Source organism: Streptomyces cinnabarinus (genome assembly GCF_027270315.1).
GTDB classification, from domain to species: domain Bacteria; phylum Actinomycetota; class Actinomycetes; order Streptomycetales; family Streptomycetaceae; genus Streptomyces; species Streptomyces cinnabarinus.
Genome location: NZ_CP114413.1, coordinates 5,322,251 through 5,340,529, shown reverse-complemented (window position 1 = coordinate 5,340,529; position 18,279 = coordinate 5,322,251). Strand labels below are relative to the sequence as shown.

Here is an 18,279-nt window from a genome sequence, read left to right as displayed (position 1 = left end):
CTCTCTTTTTCCGCTAGCTACGAACGGCTCAGAACTTCAAGCCGGCTTCGCGGGCGGCGTCCGCCAGGGCGGCGATGCGCCCGGCGTACTGGTTGCCACCACGGTCGAATACGACGGCCTCGACACCGGCGGCCTTGGCGCGCTCGGCGACCAGGGCACCGACCTGCTTGGCCTGCGCGGACTTGTCGCCCTCGCCACCGCGGACCGACGTGTCCAGGGTGGACGCCGACGCCAGGGTGTGACCCTTGATGTCGTCGATCACCTGGGCCACGATGTGGCGGTTCGAGCGGGTAACGACCAGACGGGGACGCTCCGCCGAACCGGAGATCCGCTTGCGGATCCGGATGTGACGGCGCTTGATCGCGGCGCGCTTGTAGGCGTCGCCCTTCAGGATCTTCTGTCCGTATGCCATGGCTTACTTACCCGCCTTTCCGACCTTGCGGCGGATGACTTCGCCCTCGTACTTGACGCCCTTGGCCTTGTACGGGTCGGGCTTGCGCAGCTTGCGGATGTTGGCCGCAACCTCGCCGACCTTCTGCTTGTCGATGCCCTCGACCGAGAACCGGGTGGGGGCCTCCACCTTGAAGGTGATGCCCTCGGGGGCCTCGACGGTGATCGGGTGGCTGTAGCCGAGCGCGAACTCGAGGTTCGAGCCCTTGGCCGTCACGCGGTAACCGACACCGCTGATCTCGAGCTTCTTCACGTAACCCTGGGTCACGCCGGTGATCATGTTCGCCACCAGCGTGCGGGACAGGCCGTGCAGGGCCTTGTTCTGACGCTCGTCGTTGGGGCGGGTGACGTTGAGAACGCCGTCCTCACCCTTGGCGATGTCGATCGGCGCGGCAACGGTGTGGGTCAGCGAGCCCTTGGGGCCCTTGACCGAGACCGTACGGCCGTCGATGGTGACGTCCACGCCGGCGGGAACCGTGATGGGGAGCTTGCCAATACGCGACATAGCTGTTTCCTCCGTTCCCTTCCGCTACCAGACGTAGGCGAGGACTTCCCCACCCACGCCCTTCTTGCCGGCCTGCTTGTCGGTCAGAAGACCGTGCGACGTGGAGATGATCGCCACGCCGAGGCCACCGAGGACCTTGGGCAGGTTGGTGGACTTCGCGTAAACCCGGAGACCGGGCTTGGAGATCCGCTTGATGCCCGCGATGGAGCGCTCACGGTTGGGGCCGAACTTCAGCTCCAGGACGAGGTTCTTGCCGACCTCGGCGTCCTCGACCTTCCAGCCCGTGATGAAGCCCTCCTGCTGGAGGATCTCCGCGATGTGAGACTTGATCTTCGAGTGCGGCATCGCCACGGTGTCGTGGTACGCCGAGTTCGCGTTCCGCAGACGCGTAAGCATGTCTGCGATCGGATCAGTCATGGTCATGAATTGGCCTTCGGCCTCTCTCGCCGGGGTTTCCTGATGCGCCATCCCTCTCCCCGATCCGAGACGGGACGGGTGCGGCGCGGTGGACCTACGGCGTAGTAAGTCGTACGGGCGTGACAGGCGCCCAACCCCACAAGCCTAAGCCATGCGGGGGTGGGCCCCTGTCCACCCAGATGCTTACCGAGAGCTTCAGGAATCCCTAAAAAGCGGGGATTACCAGGAGCTCTTGGTCACGCCCGGCAGCTCGCCACGGTGAGCCATCTCACGAAGGCACACGCGGCACAGGCCGAACTTGCGGTACACGGAGTGCGGACGGCCGCAGCGCTGGCAGCGCGTGTAGCCACGCACACCGAACTTGGGCTTGCGAGCAGCCTTGGCAATCAGAGCCTTCTTCGCCATCTCGCTCACGCCTCCTTGAACGGGAAGCCGAGGTGACGAAGGAGCGCGCGGCCCTCAGCGTCGTTGGTCGCCGTGGTGACCACGGTGATGTCCATACCCCGGGTACGGTCGATCTTGTCCTGGTCGATCTCGTGGAACATGACCTGCTCCGTGAGACCGAAGGTGTAGTTGCCACGGCCGTCGAACTGCTTGGGGGACAGGCCGCGGAAGTCGCGGATGCGCGGCAGCGCGAGCGACAGGGTGCGGTCCAGGAACTCCCACATGCGGTCGCCACGGAGCGTGACGTGGGCACCGATCGGCTGACCCTCACGCAGCTTGAACTGCGCGATGGACTTGCGGGCCTTGGTGACGGCCGGCTTCTGACCGGTGATCGTGGTGAGGTCGCGGATGGCGCCCTCGATCAGCTTGGAGTCGCGGGCGGCGTCGCCCACACCCATGTTGACCACGATCTTGACGAGGCCGGGAACCTGCATGACGTTCTCGTAGGAGAACTCCTCACGCAGCTTGCCCGCGATCTCCTCGCGGTACTTCGTCTTCAGACGCGGAGTGGTGGTGGTAGCCATCAGATGTCCTCACCCGTCCGCTTGGCAACGCGGATCTTGTTGCCCTCTTCGTCGAAGCGGTATCCGACACGCGTGACGACCTTGTTGCCGTCCTTCTCAACGACCAGCTGGACGTTGGAGACGTGGATCGGCGCCTCGGTCGTGACGATGCCACCGGCCTGGGAACCGCGAGCGGTCGGACCGGCCTTGGTGTGCTTCTTGACCCGGTTGACACCCTCGACCAGGACGCGCTCGTCGCGCGGGTAAGCGGCAATGACCTTGCCCTGCTTGCCCTTGTCCTTACCGGTGATGACCTGGACCAGGTCGCCCTTCTTGATCTTCATGCTTACAGCACCTCCGGCGCGAGCGAGATGATCTTCATGAACTTCTTCTCGCGCAGCTCACGGCCGACGGGGCCGAAGATACGGGTGCCGCGAGGGTCGCCGTCGTTCTTCAGAATGACGGCGGCGTTCTCGTCGAAGCGGATGTACGAGCCGTCCGGACGGCGGCGCTCCTTGACGGTGCGAACGATGACCGCCTTGACGACGTCACCCTTCTTCACGTTGCCACCGGGGATCGCGTCCTTGACGGTGGCGACGATGACGTCACCGATGCCCGCGTAGCGGCGACCGGAGCCACCGAGCACACGGATGCAAAGGATTTCCTTCGCACCAGTGTTGTCGGCGACGCGCAGTCGCGACTCCTGCTGGATCACGTCTATCTCCTGTTTGTCTGCCGGTTCCCGGCAGGGGCCGCCTCTTTACGAGGGGGAGCCCCTGCCGAGCCTGGCGGAACTGACCTGCGGGATGTTCCCCGCAGGAATTACTTGGCCTTCTCGAGGATCTCGACGACGCGCCACCGCTTCGAGGCGGACAGCGGCCGGGTCTCCATCAGGAGGACGCGGTCGCCGACACCAGCGGCGTTCTGCTCGTCGTGCGCCTTGAGCTTGTTGGTACGGCGGATGACCTTGCCGTACAGCGCGTGCTTGACGCGGTCCTCGACGGCGACGACGACGGTCTTGTCCATCTTGTCGCTGACGACGAGACCCTCACGGGTCTTGCGGAAGCCGCGGGCCTCTGCGTTCTCAGTCACGTTCTTCTCGCTCATCAGGCGTTCTCCACCGTTTCGATGCCCAGCTCACGCTCGCGCATCAGGGTGTAGATCCGCGCGATGTCCTTGCGGACCGCCTTCAGACGGCCGTGGTTTTCGAGCTGACCCGTGGCCGCCTGGAAGCGGAGGTTGAACAGCTCTTCCTTGGCCTCGCGGAGCTTCGCCAGAAGCTCCTCGTTGCCCAGTTCGCGCAGCTCGGACGCCTTGGTACCGGCCGACATCACGCTTCACCTGCCTCGCGCTTGACGATCCGGCACTTCATCGGCAGCTTGTGGGCCGCACGAGTCAGCGCCTCACGGGCGATCTTCTCGTTGGGGTACGACAGCTCGAACATCACGCGTCCGGGCTTGACGTTGGCGATCCACCACTCCGGAGAACCCTTACCGGAACCCATGCGGGTCTCGGCAGGCTTCTTGGTGAGGGGACGGTCCGGGTAGATGTTGATCCAGACCTTGCCACCACGCTTGATGTGACGCGTCATGGCAATACGAGCGGCCTCGATCTGGCGGTTCGTCACATACGCCGGGGTGAGCGCCTGGATGCCGTACTCGCCGAACGCAACCTGCGTGCCGCCCTTGGCAGCGCCGGAGCGCTTCGGGTGGTGCTGCTTGCGGTGCTTGACCCTACGGGGGATCAGCATGTCGGTCAGGCCTCCGTTCCGGTGCTCTCAGCCGGAGCGGCGGCGGGAGCCTCGGCCTTGGGGGCCTCGGAACCGGCAGCCTGCTGCGGCTTACGACCGCGCCGCTCGCCACCGCGGCCACCACGGGCCGGGCGGTCGGCACCACCACGGGCCGGGCGGTTACCCGCACGGGCCGCAGCGTTCTCGGCGCGGACCTCGGCGATGTTCTTGACGTCGCCCTTGTAGATCCAGACCTTCACACCGATACGGCCGAAGGTCGTCTTGGCCTCGAAGAAGCCGTAGTCCACGTTCGCGCGGAGCGTGTGCAGGGGCACGCGGCCCTCGCGGTAGAACTCCGAGCGGGACATCTCGGCGCCACCGAGGCGGCCACCGCACTGGATCTTGATGCCCTTGGCGCCGGCCTTCATGGCGGACTGCATGCTCTTGCGCATGGCCCGACGGAAGGAGACGCGGGAGGAGAGCTGCTCGGCGACGGCCTGGGCCACCAGCTGAGCGTCGGTCTCCGGGTTCTTGACCTCGAGGATGTTCAGCTGGACCTGCTTGCCGGTCAGCTTCTCCAGGTCACCGCGGATGCGGTCGGCCTCGGCGCCACGGCGGCCGATGACGATGCCGGGACGCGCGGTGTGGATGTCCACGCGGACACGGTCACGGGTGCGCTCGATCTCAACCTTCGAGATACCGGCGCGCTCCATGCCGGACGTCATCATCCGACGGATGGCGACGTCTTCCTTGACGTAGTCCTTGTACAGCTTGTCGGCGTACCAACGCGACTTGAAGTCGGTCGTGACACCGAGCCGGAACCCGTGCGGGTTTACCTTCTGGCCCATTACCGGGTTCCTTCCTTGCTGCTGACGACCACGGTGATGTGGCTGGTCCGCTTGCGGATCCGGTAGGCACGGCCCTGGGCGCGCGGACGGAACCGCTTCAGGGTCGGGCCCTCGTCGACGTAGGCCTCGGAGATGAAGAGGCTGTCGGCGTCGGTGTGGTCGTAGTTGTGCGCGGCGTTGGCGATGGCGCTGTCGAGCACCTTGCCGACCGGCACGGAGGCTGCCTGCGGAGCGAATCGCAGAACAGCCTGAGCCTCCGTGGCATCCATGCCACGGATAAGGTCCACCACGCGGCGGGCCTTCATGGGCGTAACGCGGATGTACCGCGCCTGGGCCCTGGCTTCCATGGTTGTCCCTCTCAGTTACTTACGTGTCTGAATGCGATCCGCTGTTAGCGGCGCTTCGACTTCCGGTCGTCCTTGACGTGACCCCGGAAGGTACGAGTCGGCGAGAACTCGCCGAGCTTGTGACCGACCATCGACTCGGTGACGAACACCGGGATGTGGGTCTTGCCGTTGTGCACCGCGAGCGTGTGGCCGAGCATGGCCGGCACGATCATGGAGCGACGGGACCAGGTCTTGATGACGTTCTTGGTGCCTGCTTCGTTCTGGGCGTCCACCTTCTTGATCAGGTGGTCGTCGACGAAGGGCCCCTTCTTGAGACTGCGCGGCATCTAAACCCGCTCCTAGCGCTTCTTGTTCGTCTTGCGGCGGCGGACGATGTACTTGTTCGAAGCCTTCTTCGGCGAACGAGTACGACCCTCCTTCTGACCCCACGGGGAGACCGGGTGGCGACCACCGGAGGTCTTGCCCTCACCACCACCGTGCGGGTGGTCGACCGGGTTCATCGCAACACCGCGGACGGTCGGGCGAACGCCCAGCCAGCGCTTACGGCCGGCCTTACCCCAGTTGATGTTGCTCTGCTCGGCGTTGCCGACCTCGCCGACCGTGGCGCGGCAGCGCTGGTCGACCAGGCGGATCTCACCGGAAGGCATGCGGAGGTGGGCCATCGTGCCCTCCTTCGCGAGCAGCTGCACGGAGGCACCGGCGGAGCGGGCGAACTTGGCGCCGCCACCGGGACGGAGCTCGATCGCGTGGATCGTGGTACCGACCGGGATGTTGCGGAGCGCCAGGTTGTTGCCCGGCTTGATGTCGGCCCCGGGACCGTTCTCGACGCGGTCACCCTGCTGCAGGTTGCGCGGGGCGAGGATGTAGCGCTTCTCGCCGTCCGCGTAGTGCAGCAGCGCGATGCGCGCGGTGCGGTTGGGGTCGTACTCGATGTGCGCGACCTTCGCCGGCACGCCGTCCTTGTCGTGACGACGGAAGTCGATCACTCGGTAGGCGCGCTTGTGTCCGCCACCCTGGTGGCGAACGGTCACACGACCGGCGTTGTTACGGCCGCCCTTGCTGTGCAGGGGGCGGACCAGCGACTTCTCCGGCGTGGACCGCGTGACCTCGACGAAGTCGGCGACGCTGGAACCACGACGGCCCGGCGTAGTCGGCTTGTACTTGCGGATTCCCATTTCTCAGTCCTCGTCCGATATCGGACGATCCGACCCGCTTACGCGGTCGGACCGCCGAAGATGTCGATACGGTCGCCCTCGGCGAGGGTCACGATCGCGCGCTTGCTGTCGGCACGCTTGCCGAAGCCGGTGCGGGTCCGCTTGCGCTTGCCCTGGCGGTTGATCGTGTTGACCCCGGTGACCTTGACCGAGAAGACCGCCTGGACGGCCTGCTTGATCTGGGTCTTGTTGGCGCTCGGGTCCACGATGAACGTGTACTTGCCCTCGTCGAGAAGCGCGTAGCTCTTCTCGGAGACGACCGGCTTGAGCAGGATGTCACGGGGGTCCGTGAACGACTTGCTCAGCGGGGTCTCGACGGTGTTCTTGCCCTCCGTGGCGTGGCGACGCGCCTTGGCGACGCGCGCGGCCTTGGCGGCCTTGGCGGCCTTGGAGGCAATGGCGGGGTGACGGATAGCCATCAGGCCTCGCTCCCTTCGGTGTCATTGGCCTTCGGGCCGGACACGAAGGACTCGAAGGCGGCCTGGGTGAAGACCACGTCGTCCGAGACGAGAACGTCGTACGTGTTCAGCTGGCCCGGCTCCAGGATGTGGACCTGGGGCAGGTTGCGGGCGGACAGCCACGCGGCCTCATCGGCGCGCTCGACGATCAGGAGCAGGTTCTTGCGCTCCGAGATCTTGCCGAACAGCGACTTCGCGGCCTTCGTCGAGGGGGTCTCACCCTCGATGACGCCGGAGACGACGTGGATGCGGTTGTTGCGGGCCCGGTCGGTGAGGGCGTGGCGCAGGGCCGCGGCCTTCATCTTCTTCGGGGTCCGCTGCGAGTAGTCACGCGGCACGGGACCGTGCACGACGCCACCACCGGCGAACTGCGGGGCGCGGGTCGAACCCTGACGGGCGCGGCCGGTGCCCTTCTGGCGGTACGGCTTCTTGCCGCCACCACGGACCTCGCCACGACGCTTGGTCTTGTGCGTGCCCTGGCGGGCAGCGGCCAGCTGCGCGACGACGACCTGGTGAAGCAGCGGGACGCTGATCTTCTCTACGTCGAAGATCTCCGCGGGGAGCTCGACGGTGCCGGCCTTGTCGCCCGCCGGCGAAAGGATGTCAACAGTGCTCATCGGTTACCTCAGGCCCCCTTGGCCGCGGTGCGGACCAGGACGAGGCCGCCGTTCGGACCGGGAACCGCGCCCTTGATGAGCAGCAGACCCTTCTCCGCGTCAACGGCGTGGACGGTCAGGTTCTGGGTGGTGACCCGCTCGTTGCCCATACGACCCGCCATGCGGAGGCCCTTGAACACGCGGCCCGGGGTGGCGCAGCCACCGATGGAACCGGGCGAGCGGTGCTTGCGCTGGGTGCCGTGACCGGCGCCGAGGCCCTTGAAGTTGTGACGCTTCATGACACCGGCGAAGCCCTTGCCCTTGCTCTTGCCGGTCACGTCGACCTTGATGCCGGCCTCGAACACCTCAGCGGTGATCTCCTGGCCGAGGGTGTACTCGCTGGCGTCAGCGGTACGGATCTCGACGAGGTGGCGGCGGGGAGTGACGTCGGCCTTGGCGAAGTGGCCCTTGAGGGGCTTGTTCACCTTGCGCGGGTCGATCTCGCCGAACGCGATCTGGACGGACTCGTAGCCGTCGACGTCGTTCGTGCGGACCTGGGTGACGACATTGGGGCCGGCCTTGACGACGGTGACCGGAACAACGCGGTTGTTCTCGTCCCACACCTGCGTCATGCCGAGCTTCTCGCCCAGGATGCCCTTGATCTGCTTAGCCATTCTCAGATCACCGGCCCTTAGAGCTTGATCTCGATGTCGACACCGGCCGGGAGGTCGAGTCGCATCAGAGAGTCAACGGTCTTGGGGGTCGGGTCGAGAATGTCGATCAGGCGCTTGTGCGTGCGCATCTCGAAGTGCTCGCGCGAGTCCTTGTACTTGTGCGGCGACTTGATGACGCAGTACACGTTCTTCTCAGTGGGCAGCGGCACCGGGCCCGCGACCGACGCACCAGTGCGGGTCACCGTCTCGACGATCTTCTTCGCCGAGGAGTCGATGACCTCGTGGTCGTAGGCCTTGAGCCGGATGCGGATCTTCTGTCCCGCCATGGCTACTCAGTAGTCCTTTGTCTCGTAACGCTCTGGAACCCGGTGTTCCTGTCTTCCGCTCCGACCCACGCGGTCGGGCGTGTCGCGCTCTCGCTGACACAGATGTCCCTTGTTCGAACATCCCCTGTCTGGAGCACGGCCCTTCCGGAACCGCAAGCCGAGGGCGGAAAGGCCCACCGGGTGCCTGGCCGGTGCCGCACTGACACTTCCCGGAAGATTCCCGTACGTCCGCCCCAGTGCTGCCGTGAGGCAGTTAGGGCGACGAGTACTGTGGGACTCGCTTCCAGTCCTCCCGGCGGGAGGCGCGCAGCATCAACACTCGACCGAGCAACTCCGACAGTCTGCCATATGGGGCAGGTCCTCCGCCAATCGAGCCGGAGAGAATACCCCGGGAGTGACGCAGGTCAAACCCACGGACGAACGGGCTGAACCGGTGCCTGGGTGTCGTCGTGCTTGACGCCTGCGAGGCGGGCGCCGAGGGCTCCGGACGGCTACTGGGCATACGGGTGCACGCCCCCGGCCGGTGTCAGGGACGTGCGCCCGTGTGCGGGAGGAATCGGGGTCAGGCCGGCTGCCACAGGGCCGGGACGTTCGGGGGCTCCCAGCCGGACTGGGCCGTGTGGGTCTGGAGGCAGACGTAGGGGCGGCCCGAGTAGGTGACCCGGGCGCCCGGCTGGTAGGTCGTGCCCACGGTCCAGGTGGTGTCGCCGGGGCCCGGACCGCCCGGTCCCTGGGGCACGTTCAGGACGAAGTCGAACGACGCCTCGCGGCCGCCGCCTCCGTCGCGCACCGCCATCAGCAGGCGCGGGTCGAAGAGGGCGTCGGTGTTGTTGCGGGGTTCGTTCGGGAAGTAGAGCTGCGTGGTGAGGACGGGGCGGCCGGGGGCCTGCACCTTCACGTGGATGTGCCGGGTGCGCCCGGGGTAGAGGCCAGGCACGATCGTGGTGAGGGCGAAGGAACCGTTCGACGCGGTGAACTGGTGGCCGCGGAAGCGGAAGCCGGTGTTGTCGTAGGCGCCGTTGTGGTCCGCCTGCCAGAAGTCCAGCAGGGCGCCCGCTATCGGGCGGCAGGCCAGCCCGAAGACATATCCGGTGACCGTGAGTCGCGTACCGGGCACACCAGGCCCCGCCAGGCTGGTGCGCTGCGGGGAGTTCGGCTTGAAATACGGGCCCTCCATCTGGCTCGGCGTCGGGTCGTCGCCGTCGTCGCACGGCGGGGTGAGCGGGACCTCCGTGGGCGAAGTGTCCGAGGAGTTCGAGGTGGCGAACGTACGGGCCAGGGCCGGGGCGCCGGTCATGACGACGGGGACCGCGGCGCCGGCCGCGAGCGCCGCGCGCAGCACCGTCTTGCGGCTGATCAGCGGGGAGTGCGGGGGGTTCGTCTCGCTGTCCATACCTGCTCCTTGTGGGGGGCCGTCGGATCGCCAACGAAACTAGGCCTGCTTCCCGGGGGCTTCGAGGGACTGGTGAGGGCGGCTGTGGTGTTTTCGGAAGGTGCCAGGACTGGTTCCGGTCTCCCGGCGGAAGAAGCGGCTGAAATAGGCGGGGTCGTCGAATCCGGTGCGCGCGGCAACCTGTCGTACGGACAGCTCGGTGTGCGCGAGCAGGCGCTGGGCCTGGTGGGTGCGGGCCTCGATCAGCAGGCGTCCGGGGCTGCGGCCGGTCGCCGCGCGTACGGACTGGGTGAGGTAGCCGGGGGTCACGCCGAGCCGGTCCGCGCACTCCCGTACGGTCCACTCCCCCGCCGGCCACGCCACCGACTCCCGCCGGTCGGCGAGCAGCCGCGCGAACGCCTCGGCCACGGCCTGCGCCCGGCCTCCGCCACCCGCACCGGGGACCGGGGCGTGCTCGGGCAGCCGCGCCGCCCGTACCACCAGGACGTGCAGCAAAGACCGCAGCACGCTCTCGTACCCGGGGGCCCGGTCGCCGTGCTCCGCCACCAGCTCCCCCATCAGCCGGCCGATCCGCGCGTCCTGCTCGGCGTCCAGGCCGAACCAGCACCGCTCCCCCAGCCGCCGCAGCACGTCGCGGTCGTCCGGGTGGTCGATCAGGAAGTCCTCGGTGAACAGCACGAGCGTGCCCGCCAGCGCCCGGTCCGCCTCCCAGTGGTGCACCTGTCCGGGCCGGATCACCGCGAGGTGCGGCGGGCGCAGCGGCCAGCGGGCGAGGTCGACGACGTGCGTGCCCGAGCCCGCCGTGACATGGACGATCTCGTAGAAGGTGTGCCGGTGCGGCCCGCCGTCCCGGGACAGCGGGCCCACCGCGTCGAAGCTGCCGGCCGCGAAGGGCGCCGCGCCGGGACCGGCGATCTCCAGCCGGTGCAGGGGTACGTCCCCGGGGCGCGGGACGGCGCACGGGGTTCCCGGTAGGACGGTGGTCCTGAGCATCGCCCCATCGTCCCGCCGTCGCCGCAAGTGGTCCATACCAACCCCTTGCACCCGTCCCGCCCGCCCAGCAAGCTCACTGCATGGAGCTGGAGTTGCGGCATCTGAGGACCATCCGGACGATCGCCGACGCGGGCAGCCTCACCCGGGCGGCCACCGCACTCGGGCTCGCCCAGCCCGCGCTGAGCGCACAGCTCAGGCGGATCGAACGGGCCCTGGGCGGCACGCTGTTCGAGCGGGGCCGGTACGGCGTACGCGCCACCGCGCTGGGCGAGCTGGTGCTGGAGCGGACCCGGGTCGTCCTGCCCGCCGTCTCCGACCTCCAGCGGGAGGCGGCCCGGTTCGCGCACGCCCGGCGGGAACCGGAGCGGCTGCGGCTCGGCGGCACCCACGGCCCGCTGCTCGGCGCGCTCGTCGACCGGCTCGCGGACGCTGCGCCGGACGCCGCCGTCACCACCAGCGCCTCCTGGTCCGAGCGGGAGCTGGCCGGGCAACTGGCCGAGGGGCGGCTGGACTTCGCCCTCGCGGGCACCTGCGGCTCGGCCGCCCCGCCCGGCGCCGAGCAGCTCGTCTGGCGGGAGATCGCCGTGGACCCGGTCCTCGTGATGCTCGCCGACGGCCACCCGCTGGCCCGCGACCGGGAGATCGACCTGGCCGCGCTGGCCGGCCAGGAGTGGGCCTGCGTCCCCGGCGACGGCTGCTTCGCCGACTGTTTCACCGCGGCCTGCGCCCGCGCCGGGTTCAGCCCGCGCCGGATGTACGAGACCGACACCGCGTCCTGCGTCCATCTGGTGCGGGTCGGCCGGGCGGTCGGGCTGTGCCGGGCCTCCTTCCCGGCCACGCCCGGCATCGCCATCCGTCCCGTCACCGGCACGCCCCTCGTCTGGCGCCATCTGCTGGGCTGGCACGCCGCGGCCCAGCAGCCGGACACGGCGACGACGGTCCTGGACCAGGCCCGCAGCGCGCACGCGGGCCTGGTCCCCCCGGCACACCGCGTTCCATAACACCGGGGCAGGGGGTCGGCTGACGTCTTATGCCGCCCGCTCGGCGCTCCCTACGGTTTGGGCACTCCCCGCACTTCGTGCTTCCCCGATCGAGCGATTCCGAGGAGACCACCCCATGCTCCAACGACTCAGCAGACCCACCAAAGCCGCCTGTACGGGGGCGGTGGCGGCCGGTGCGCTGTTCGTGGCCGGGCTCAGCGGCTCCGCGAACGCAGGCACCGAGCCCGCCGCCCCCACCGCGGCACAGACCCTCCAGACCGCCGAGGTCCCGCCCGCACTCATCCACGCCATGGCGCGGGACCTCGGCATCGACGCGCGGCAGGCACGCGCCCGGCTGGCCAACGAGGCCGAGGCGGGAGCGGACGCCGGGCGGCTGCGCGCCGCGCTGGGCGCGGACTTCGCGGGCGCCTGGGTGCGCGGCGCCGCGTCGTCCGCGCTCACCGTGGCGACGACGGACGCCGCCGACGTCCCCGCGATCGAGGCACGCGGCGCCACCGCGGCCGTCGTCCGCCACTCCCTCGCCGACCTGGACGCCGCCAAGGCCCGCCTGGACCGCACGGCGAGCGACCGGGCCGGCACCGGCACCGGCACCCCGGTCTGGTACGTCGACGTGCGCACCAACGCCCTCGTGGTGGAGGCGGTACGGCCTACCGCGGCGCGCGCCCTGCTCACCACGGCCGGGGTGGACACCGCCCTCACCCGGATCGTGCGGACCTCCGAACAGCCGCGCCCGCTCTACGACTTGAGGGGCGGTGACGCGTACTACATCGGCAGCGGCTCACGCTGTTCGATCGGCTTCCCCGTCACCCGGGGCACCCAGAACGGCTTCGCCACGGCGGGCCACTGCGGCCGGGCGGGCGCCACCACCACCGGCTCCAACCGGGTGGCGCAGGGCACCTTCCAGGCGTCGGTGTTCCCCGGCAGTGACATGGCGTGGGTGGCGGTCAACTCCAACTGGGTGGCCACCCCGAGCGTCGTCGGGTCCAGCGCCCAGGTCACCGGGTCCACGCAGGCCATGGTGGGCGCGTCCGTGTGCCGCTCGGGCTCCACCACGGGCTGGCACTGCGGCACGGTCCAGCAGCTGAACACCAGCGTGCGCTATCAGGAGGGCACCGTCTCCGGTGTCACCCGCACCAGCGTGTGCGCCGAGCCGGGCGACTCCGGCGGCTCGTTCATCTCCGGCAGCCAGGCCCAGGGCGTCACCTCGGGCGGCTCGGGCAACTGCACGAGCGGCGGGACGACGTACTTCCAGCCGATCAACCCGATCCTCCAGTCCTACGGCCTCACCCTGAAGACCACGTCGAGCGGACCCGGCGACCCGGGCGACCCCGGCGGCACCTGGTCCCCCGGCACCGTCTACCAGGCGGGCAGCACGGTCACCTACGGCGGCGGCACCTACCGCTGCCTCCAGACCCACCAGGCCCAGCAGGGCTGGGAGCCCCCGAACGTCCCGGCCCTGTGGCAGCGCCAGTAACCGGGGGCCACACACGAGCCCGGGTGCGTCCTGACGCGCACCCGGGCTCCGCCCGTTCCTAACGCGCCCGCATCCGGGCGAACGAGGCGTCCAGACCGCGTTTCACCAGCCGCGACACCGGCCGCTCCACCACCCTGTGCACCAACAGGCTCAGCAGCAGGAACCCGGCGATCAGCAGTCCCACCAGCAGCCGCGCGTCCAGCGTCCCGTGCAGCCGGCTGATGACCGCCGTACCGGCGACGTAGTGCGTCAGATACAGCGGATACGTCAGACAGCCCGCCGTGACCAGCCACTTCCAGCGGATCCGGTCGGTCAGGCCCAGCGACACCGCGACCATCACCAGCAGGAACCCGGTGAAGATCAGTACCGCGCCGCGCCAGCCGGAGACGCCCTCGTAGGCAACCCGCTCCCCCAGCTCCAGCTGGCCCATCAGCCAGGCCATCGCGAGGATGCCCCACAGGAGCAGGTCCGGGCCGAAGCGGTGCATCAGGTAGAGCGCGAGGCCCGCGATGAAGTACCAGGCGCCGTCGGGATTGGCGAGCAGCTCCAGCAGCGGGAAGCCGGAGACCGGGGCGAGCATCGCCACGGCCCCCCAGACACAGCAGAAGACGACGACCCTGCGGTACGTCAGCCCCATCGCGACGACGACCAGGAAGAGCAGGTAGAAGCGCAGCTCCGACCAGAGCGTCCAGTACACGGGGTCCACGTTCGGCACGTCCGACCCGGCCTGCAGCATCGTGAGGTTGAGCAGCACCTCGCGCAGAGGCAGGCGCTCCGCGGCCCCCCGCAGCAGCACCAGCACGCCGGTGGTGAACAGCACGGCGAACCAGTACGCGGGGTACAGCCGGATCACCCGGGAGACGAAGAACTGCCGCGGGGTGCGCCCCCAGCACGACATGCAGATCACGAAGCCGCTGATCACGAAGAAGATCTCGACGCCGATCCAGCCGTAGGCGGCGACCCGGAAGACCGACGGCATGATCTCGGAGACCGGGCGGCTCCAGATCTCGTTGCCGGGTTCGTTCAGCCGCCGGGTGCCGGCGTAGTGGTGCAGCACCACCATCAGCGCGGCCACCAGCCGGATGCCGTCGACGACATGGAGCCGTCGGGTGCGAAGGGGCTGGAGCGGGCGTTCGGCCACCGCGGCCGGGGCTTCTTTCGGCAGCGGCATCGACAGTGCGCCGCGCGCTCGGTGCATCAGGGAACCTGGCCGTCCTCGGGAAAACTCCGGTCCCGACCCAGGAAAGACCATTCCCGGGCAGCTCAGGGCGGCCTCGGCGGAACCCTCGCAAATCCGTCGCACAAGGTTCGGCCAGGTTTCATTCGCGGCCCGCGGGACACCGGACACGGGCCGCGGGACATGGCAAAGGGGCCCGTACGACCGAAGTCGTACGGGCCCCTTCGGGAGACCTAGAGGTCTACCAGGTCAATCAACAGACTTACTTGTTGATCTTGGTGACCTGGCCGGCGCCCACGGTCCGGCCACCCTCACGGATGGCGAACTTCAGGCCCTCTTCCATGGCGACGGGCTGGATGAGCTCCACCTTCATCTCGGTGTTGTCACCCGGCATGACCATCTCGGTGCCCTCGGGGAGGGTCACAACGCCGGTCACGTCCGTCGTACGGAAGTAGAACTGCGGACGGTAGTTGTTGAAGAACGGCGTGTGGCGGCCACCCTCGTCCTTGGACAGGATGTAGGCCTGGGCCTCGAACTCGGTGTGCGGCGTGACCGAACCGGGCTTGATGATGACCTGGCCGCGCTCGACGTCCTCGCGCTTGATGCCACGGAGGAGCAGACCGACGTTCTCACCGGCCTGGCCCTCGTCGAGCAGCTTGCGGAACATCTCGATGCCGGTGACCGTGGTGGTGGTCTTGTCCTGCTTGATGCCGATGATGTCAACGGTCTCGTTGACCTTCAGGACACCACGCTCGATACGGCCGGTGACGACCGTACCGCGACCGGTGATCGTGAAGACGTCCTCGACGGGCATGAGGAACGGCTTGTCGACGTCACGCTCGGGGGTCGGGATCGACTCGTCGACGGCGGCCATCAGGTTGAGGACGGACTCGCCCCACTCCTTGTCGCCCTCGAGCGCCTTGAGCGCCGAGACCTTGACGACCGGCAGGTCGTCGCCCGGGAACTCGTACTCGGAGAGGAGCTCACGGACCTCGAGCTCGACGAGCTCCAGGATCTCCTCGTCGTCCACCATGTCGGCCTTGTTCAGGGCGACGACGATGTACGGAACGCCGACCTGGCGGGCCAGGAGCACGTGCTCCTTGGTCTGCGGCATCGGGCCGTCGGTGGCGGCGACCACGAGGATCGCGCCGTCCATCTGCGCGGCACCGGTGATCATGTTCTTGATGTAGTCCGCGTGACCGGGGCAGTCGACGTGGGCGTAGTGACGCGTCTCGGTCTGGTACTCGACGTGCGCGATGGAGATGGTGATACCGCGCTGGCGCTCCTCGGGAGCCTTGTCGATCTGGTCGAAGGCCGAGGCCTCGTTCAGGTCCGGGTACGCGTCGTGCAGCACCTTGGTAATGGCGGCCGTGAGGGTCGTCTTACCGTGGTCGATGTGACCGATGGTGCCGATGTTGACGTGGGGCTTAGTCCGCTCGAACTTCGCCTTCGCCACTGGGTCCTCCTGTGGAGTGGTTCTGGTACGCCTTACTCATCGGCGCCAGGGTGATCTTTGCTGGGATGCCGCCCGCCGGGATTTCCGTTTCCGGGTGAATCCCGGCGGTCGGTGTCAAGCCTAAAGCGTGTGAACGGGGTGCGTTACTCGCCCTTGGCCTTCGCGATGATCTCCTCGGCGACGTTCCGCGGAACCTCGGCGTAGGAGTCGAACTGCATGGAGTAGCTGGCCCGGCCGGACGTCTTGCTGCGCAGGTCGCCGACGTAACCGAACATCTCCGAGAGGGGCACGAGGCCCTTCACGACGCGGGCACCGGCCCGCTCCTCCATGGCCTGGATCTGGCCACGGCGGGAGTTGATGTCGCCGATGACCTCACCCATGTAGTCCTCGGGCGTGGTGACCTCGACGGCCATCATGGGCTCAAGGAGCACGGGGGACGCCTTGCGCGCGGCCTCCTTGAAGGCCTGCGAGCCGGCGATCTTGAACGCGAGCTCAGAGGAGTCGACCTCGTGGTAGGCGCCATCGAGAAGCGTGACGCGGACGCCCGTCATCTCGTAGCCGGCGAGGATGCCGAACTGCATGGCCTCCTGCGCACCGGCGTCGACCGAAGGGATGTACTCCTTCGGGATACGACCACCGGTCACCTTGTTCACGAACTCGTACGAGGTGTCCCCGCCCTCGAGCGGCTCGATCGCGATCTGCACCTTGGCGAACTGACCGGTACCACCGGTCTGCTTCTTGTGGGTGTAGTCCACGCGCTCGACGGCCTTGCGGATCGTCTCGCGGTACGCGACCTGCGGCTTGCCGACGTTGGCCTCGACCTTGAACTCACGGCGCATACGGTCGACCAGCACCTCGAGGTGCAGCTCGCCCATACCACCGATGATGGTCTGGCCGGTCTCCTCGTCCGAGTGGACCTGGAAGGAGGGGTCCTCCTCCGCGAGACGCTGGATGGCGACACCCAGCTTCTCCTGGTCACCCTTGGACTTGGGCTCGATGGCGACCTGGATCACCGGCGCCGGGAAGTCCATGGACTCCAGGATGACCGGGTTCTTGTCGTCGCTCAGCGTCTCACCGGTGGTGGTCTGCTTCAGGCCCATGACGGCGATGATGTCGCCGGCGCCCACCGACTCGATCTCCTCACGCTTGTTCGCGTGCATGCGGTAGATCTTGCCGATGCGCTCCTTCTTGCCCTTGACGGAGTTCAGCACGGCGGTGCCGGACTCCAGGCGGCCCGAGTAGACCCGGACGAAGGTGAGCTTGCCGAGGTGCGGGTCGCTCATGATCTTGAACGCCAGCGCGGACAGCGGCTCGTCGTCGGACGGCTTGCGCTTGACGACCAGCTCGGGGTCCTTCACGTCGTGGCCCTCGATGGCCTCGACGTCGAGCGGGGTCGGCAGGTAGCGCACGACCGCGTCGAGCAGGGGCTGGACGCCCTTGTTCTTGAACGCGGTGCCACAGAACACCGGGGTGACCGTGGTGTCGTTGGACTTGCCGGACGCGATGGTGATGCGACGGATCGCGGCGTACAGCTGCTCCTCGGAGGGCTCCTCGCCCTCCAGGTACAGCTCCATGATCTCTTCGTCGTTCTCGGCGACGGCCTCGATCAGCTTGCCGCGGTACTCCTCGGCAGCCTCGGTGTGCGTGGCCGGGATGTCGACGACGTCGTACATCTCGCCCTTGGCGGCCTCGGCGGACCACACGAGCGCCTTCATGCGGACCAGGTCCACGACGCCCTTGAAGTCGGCCTCGGCACCGATCGGGAGCTGCATGACGAGCGGCTGGGCGCCCAGGCGGTCCGAGATCATGTCCACGCAGCGGTGGAACTCGGCGCCGGTACGGTCCAGCTTGTTCACGAAGCAGATGCGCGGCACGCCGTAACGGTCGGCCTGACGCCACACCGTCTCGGACTGCGGCTCGACACCGGCGACACCGTCGAACACCGTGACGGCACCGTCGAGGACGCGGAGCGAACGCTCCACCTCGACCGTGAAGTCGACGTGCCCGGGGGTGTCGATGATGTTGATCGTGTAGTCGTTGTCCTCGAGCGGCCAGTGACAGGTGGTGGCAGCAGAGGTGATCGTGATGCCACGCTCCTGCTCCTGCTCCATCCAGTCCATGGTGGCAGCGCCGTCGTGGACCTCACCGATCTTGTAGCTGACGCCGGTGTAGAAGAGGATCCGCTCGGTGGTGGTCGTCTTGCCCGCGTCGATGTGGGCCATGATCCCGATGTTGCGGACCCTGGCCAGGTCAAGTGAAGTGGTAGCCATAAGG

At 68.1% G+C, this 18,279-nt stretch carries 25 protein-coding genes; 2 read left to right on the top strand and 23 right to left on the bottom strand.

Annotation, left to right across the window (positions count from 1 at the left end; all coding sequences use genetic code 11):
* Positions 1-28: 28 nt before the first annotated feature.
* The 20 genes from rplR to STRCI_RS24200 form a co-directional block, all read right to left on the bottom strand.
* Positions 29-412 (bottom strand): 50S ribosomal protein L18, encoded by a 384-nt coding sequence (gene rplR, locus STRCI_RS24295; RefSeq protein ID WP_269661074.1) that lies wholly within the window; start codon positions 410-412, stop codon positions 29-31.
* Positions 413-415: 3 nt separating this feature from the next.
* On the bottom strand, positions 416-955 hold the full coding sequence (gene rplF, locus STRCI_RS24290) for a 50S ribosomal protein L6 (RefSeq protein WP_269661073.1): 540 nt from the start codon (positions 953-955) through the stop codon (positions 416-418).
* Positions 956-979: 24 nt separating this feature from the next.
* On the bottom strand, positions 980-1,378 hold the full coding sequence (gene rpsH / locus STRCI_RS24285; RefSeq protein ID WP_015658459.1) for a 30S ribosomal protein S8: 399 nt from the start codon (positions 1,376-1,378) through the stop codon (positions 980-982).
* 213 nt (positions 1,379-1,591) lie between these two features.
* Positions 1,592-1,777: a type Z 30S ribosomal protein S14 gene (locus STRCI_RS24280; protein WP_003948630.1), complete on the bottom strand. Its 186-nt coding sequence runs from the start codon at positions 1,775-1,777 to the stop codon at positions 1,592-1,594.
* A gap of 5 nt (positions 1,778-1,782) precedes the next feature.
* Positions 1,783-2,340 (bottom strand): 50S ribosomal protein L5, encoded by a 558-nt coding sequence (gene rplE / locus STRCI_RS24275; RefSeq protein WP_077796752.1) that lies wholly within the window; start codon positions 2,338-2,340, stop codon positions 1,783-1,785.
* On the bottom strand, positions 2,340-2,663 hold the full coding sequence (gene rplX, locus STRCI_RS24270; RefSeq protein ID WP_269661072.1) for a 50S ribosomal protein L24: 324 nt from the start codon (positions 2,661-2,663) through the stop codon (positions 2,340-2,342). Before rplX ends, rplE begins: the two co-directional genes overlap by 1 nt.
* A gap of 2 nt (positions 2,664-2,665) precedes the next feature.
* Complete coding sequence (gene rplN, locus STRCI_RS24265; protein ID WP_003998823.1) at positions 2,666-3,034, bottom strand: 50S ribosomal protein L14; 369 nt, start codon at positions 3,032-3,034, stop codon at positions 2,666-2,668.
* A 107-nt stretch (positions 3,035-3,141) separates the two neighbouring features.
* Positions 3,142-3,426, bottom strand: coding sequence for a 30S ribosomal protein S17 (gene rpsQ, locus STRCI_RS24260; protein WP_015658462.1), 285 nt, complete (start codon positions 3,424-3,426; stop codon positions 3,142-3,144).
* Positions 3,426-3,650, bottom strand: a complete 225-nt coding sequence (rpmC, locus tag STRCI_RS24255) for a 50S ribosomal protein L29 (protein ID WP_007494763.1) — start codon at positions 3,648-3,650, stop codon at positions 3,426-3,428. The genes rpsQ and rpmC overlap by 1 nt, the downstream gene beginning before the upstream one ends.
* The gene (gene rplP / locus STRCI_RS24250) at positions 3,650-4,069 is read right to left on the bottom strand and encodes a 50S ribosomal protein L16 (RefSeq protein ID WP_009327094.1); all 420 of its coding nucleotides are present in this window, start codon (positions 4,067-4,069) and stop codon (positions 3,650-3,652) included. The genes rpmC and rplP overlap by 1 nt, the downstream gene beginning before the upstream one ends.
* 5 nt (positions 4,070-4,074) lie before the next feature.
* Positions 4,075-4,896 carry a 30S ribosomal protein S3 gene (rpsC, locus tag STRCI_RS24245; protein WP_015658463.1) on the bottom strand — a complete coding sequence of 274 codons (822 nt, stop codon included), beginning with the start codon at positions 4,894-4,896 and terminating at the stop codon, positions 4,075-4,077.
* Complete coding sequence (gene rplV / locus STRCI_RS24240; protein WP_003974262.1) at positions 4,896-5,243, bottom strand: 50S ribosomal protein L22; 348 nt, start codon at positions 5,241-5,243, stop codon at positions 4,896-4,898. The genes rpsC and rplV overlap by 1 nt, the downstream gene beginning before the upstream one ends.
* A gap of 44 nt (positions 5,244-5,287) precedes the next feature.
* Positions 5,288-5,569: a 30S ribosomal protein S19 gene (gene rpsS, locus STRCI_RS24235; protein WP_003992359.1), complete on the bottom strand. Its 282-nt coding sequence runs from the start codon at positions 5,567-5,569 to the stop codon at positions 5,288-5,290.
* Between the two features lie 12 nt (positions 5,570-5,581).
* Complete coding sequence (gene rplB / locus STRCI_RS24230; protein ID WP_007384068.1) at positions 5,582-6,418, bottom strand: 50S ribosomal protein L2; 837 nt, start codon at positions 6,416-6,418, stop codon at positions 5,582-5,584.
* 38 nt (positions 6,419-6,456) lie between these two features.
* Positions 6,457-6,876, bottom strand: a complete 420-nt coding sequence (gene rplW, locus STRCI_RS24225; RefSeq protein ID WP_269661071.1) for a 50S ribosomal protein L23 — start codon at positions 6,874-6,876, stop codon at positions 6,457-6,459.
* Positions 6,876-7,532, bottom strand: coding sequence for a 50S ribosomal protein L4 (rplD, locus tag STRCI_RS24220; protein ID WP_269661070.1), 657 nt, complete (start codon positions 7,530-7,532; stop codon positions 6,876-6,878). Before rplD ends, rplW begins: the two co-directional genes overlap by 1 nt.
* An 8-nt stretch (positions 7,533-7,540) precedes the next feature.
* A complete protein-coding gene (gene rplC, locus STRCI_RS24215) occupies positions 7,541-8,185 on the bottom strand; it encodes a 50S ribosomal protein L3 (RefSeq protein WP_020135811.1) in 645 nt (214 codons plus the stop codon).
* 17 nt (positions 8,186-8,202) lie between these two features.
* Positions 8,203-8,511: a 30S ribosomal protein S10 gene (gene rpsJ / locus STRCI_RS24210; protein ID WP_003948644.1), complete on the bottom strand. Its 309-nt coding sequence runs from the start codon at positions 8,509-8,511 to the stop codon at positions 8,203-8,205.
* 562 nt (positions 8,512-9,073) lie between these two features.
* Positions 9,074-9,904, bottom strand: a complete 831-nt coding sequence (locus tag STRCI_RS24205; protein WP_269661069.1) for a dioxygenase family protein — start codon at positions 9,902-9,904, stop codon at positions 9,074-9,076.
* Between the two features lie 39 nt (positions 9,905-9,943).
* On the bottom strand, positions 9,944-10,897 hold the full coding sequence (locus STRCI_RS24200) for an AraC family transcriptional regulator (protein WP_269661068.1): 954 nt from the start codon (positions 10,895-10,897) through the stop codon (positions 9,944-9,946).
* Between the two features lie 80 nt (positions 10,898-10,977).
* Here STRCI_RS24200 and STRCI_RS24195 point away from each other — a divergent pair, with 80 nt between their 5' ends.
* The gene (locus tag STRCI_RS24195) at positions 10,978-11,898 is read left to right on the top strand and encodes a LysR family transcriptional regulator (RefSeq protein WP_269661067.1); all 921 of its coding nucleotides are present in this window, start codon (positions 10,978-10,980) and stop codon (positions 11,896-11,898) included.
* 115 nt (positions 11,899-12,013) lie between these two features.
* Positions 12,014-13,372: a carbohydrate-binding protein gene (locus STRCI_RS24190; protein WP_269661066.1), complete on the top strand. Its 1,359-nt coding sequence runs from the start codon at positions 12,014-12,016 to the stop codon at positions 13,370-13,372.
* A gap of 58 nt (positions 13,373-13,430) precedes the next feature.
* On the opposite strand, the gene STRCI_RS24185 is transcribed toward STRCI_RS24190, so the two are convergent.
* From STRCI_RS24185 to fusA, 3 genes are all read right to left on the bottom strand, one after another.
* A complete protein-coding gene (locus tag STRCI_RS24185; RefSeq protein ID WP_418953371.1) occupies positions 13,431-14,570 on the bottom strand; it encodes an acyltransferase family protein in 1,140 nt (379 codons plus the stop codon).
* Between the two features lie 241 nt (positions 14,571-14,811).
* On the bottom strand, positions 14,812-16,005 hold the full coding sequence (tuf, locus tag STRCI_RS24180) for an elongation factor Tu (RefSeq protein WP_269661065.1): 1,194 nt from the start codon (positions 16,003-16,005) through the stop codon (positions 14,812-14,814).
* A 143-nt stretch (positions 16,006-16,148) separates the two neighbouring features.
* A complete protein-coding gene (fusA, locus tag STRCI_RS24175; protein ID WP_269661064.1) occupies positions 16,149-18,275 on the bottom strand; it encodes an elongation factor G in 2,127 nt (708 codons plus the stop codon).
* Positions 18,276-18,279 lie beyond the last annotated feature (4 nt).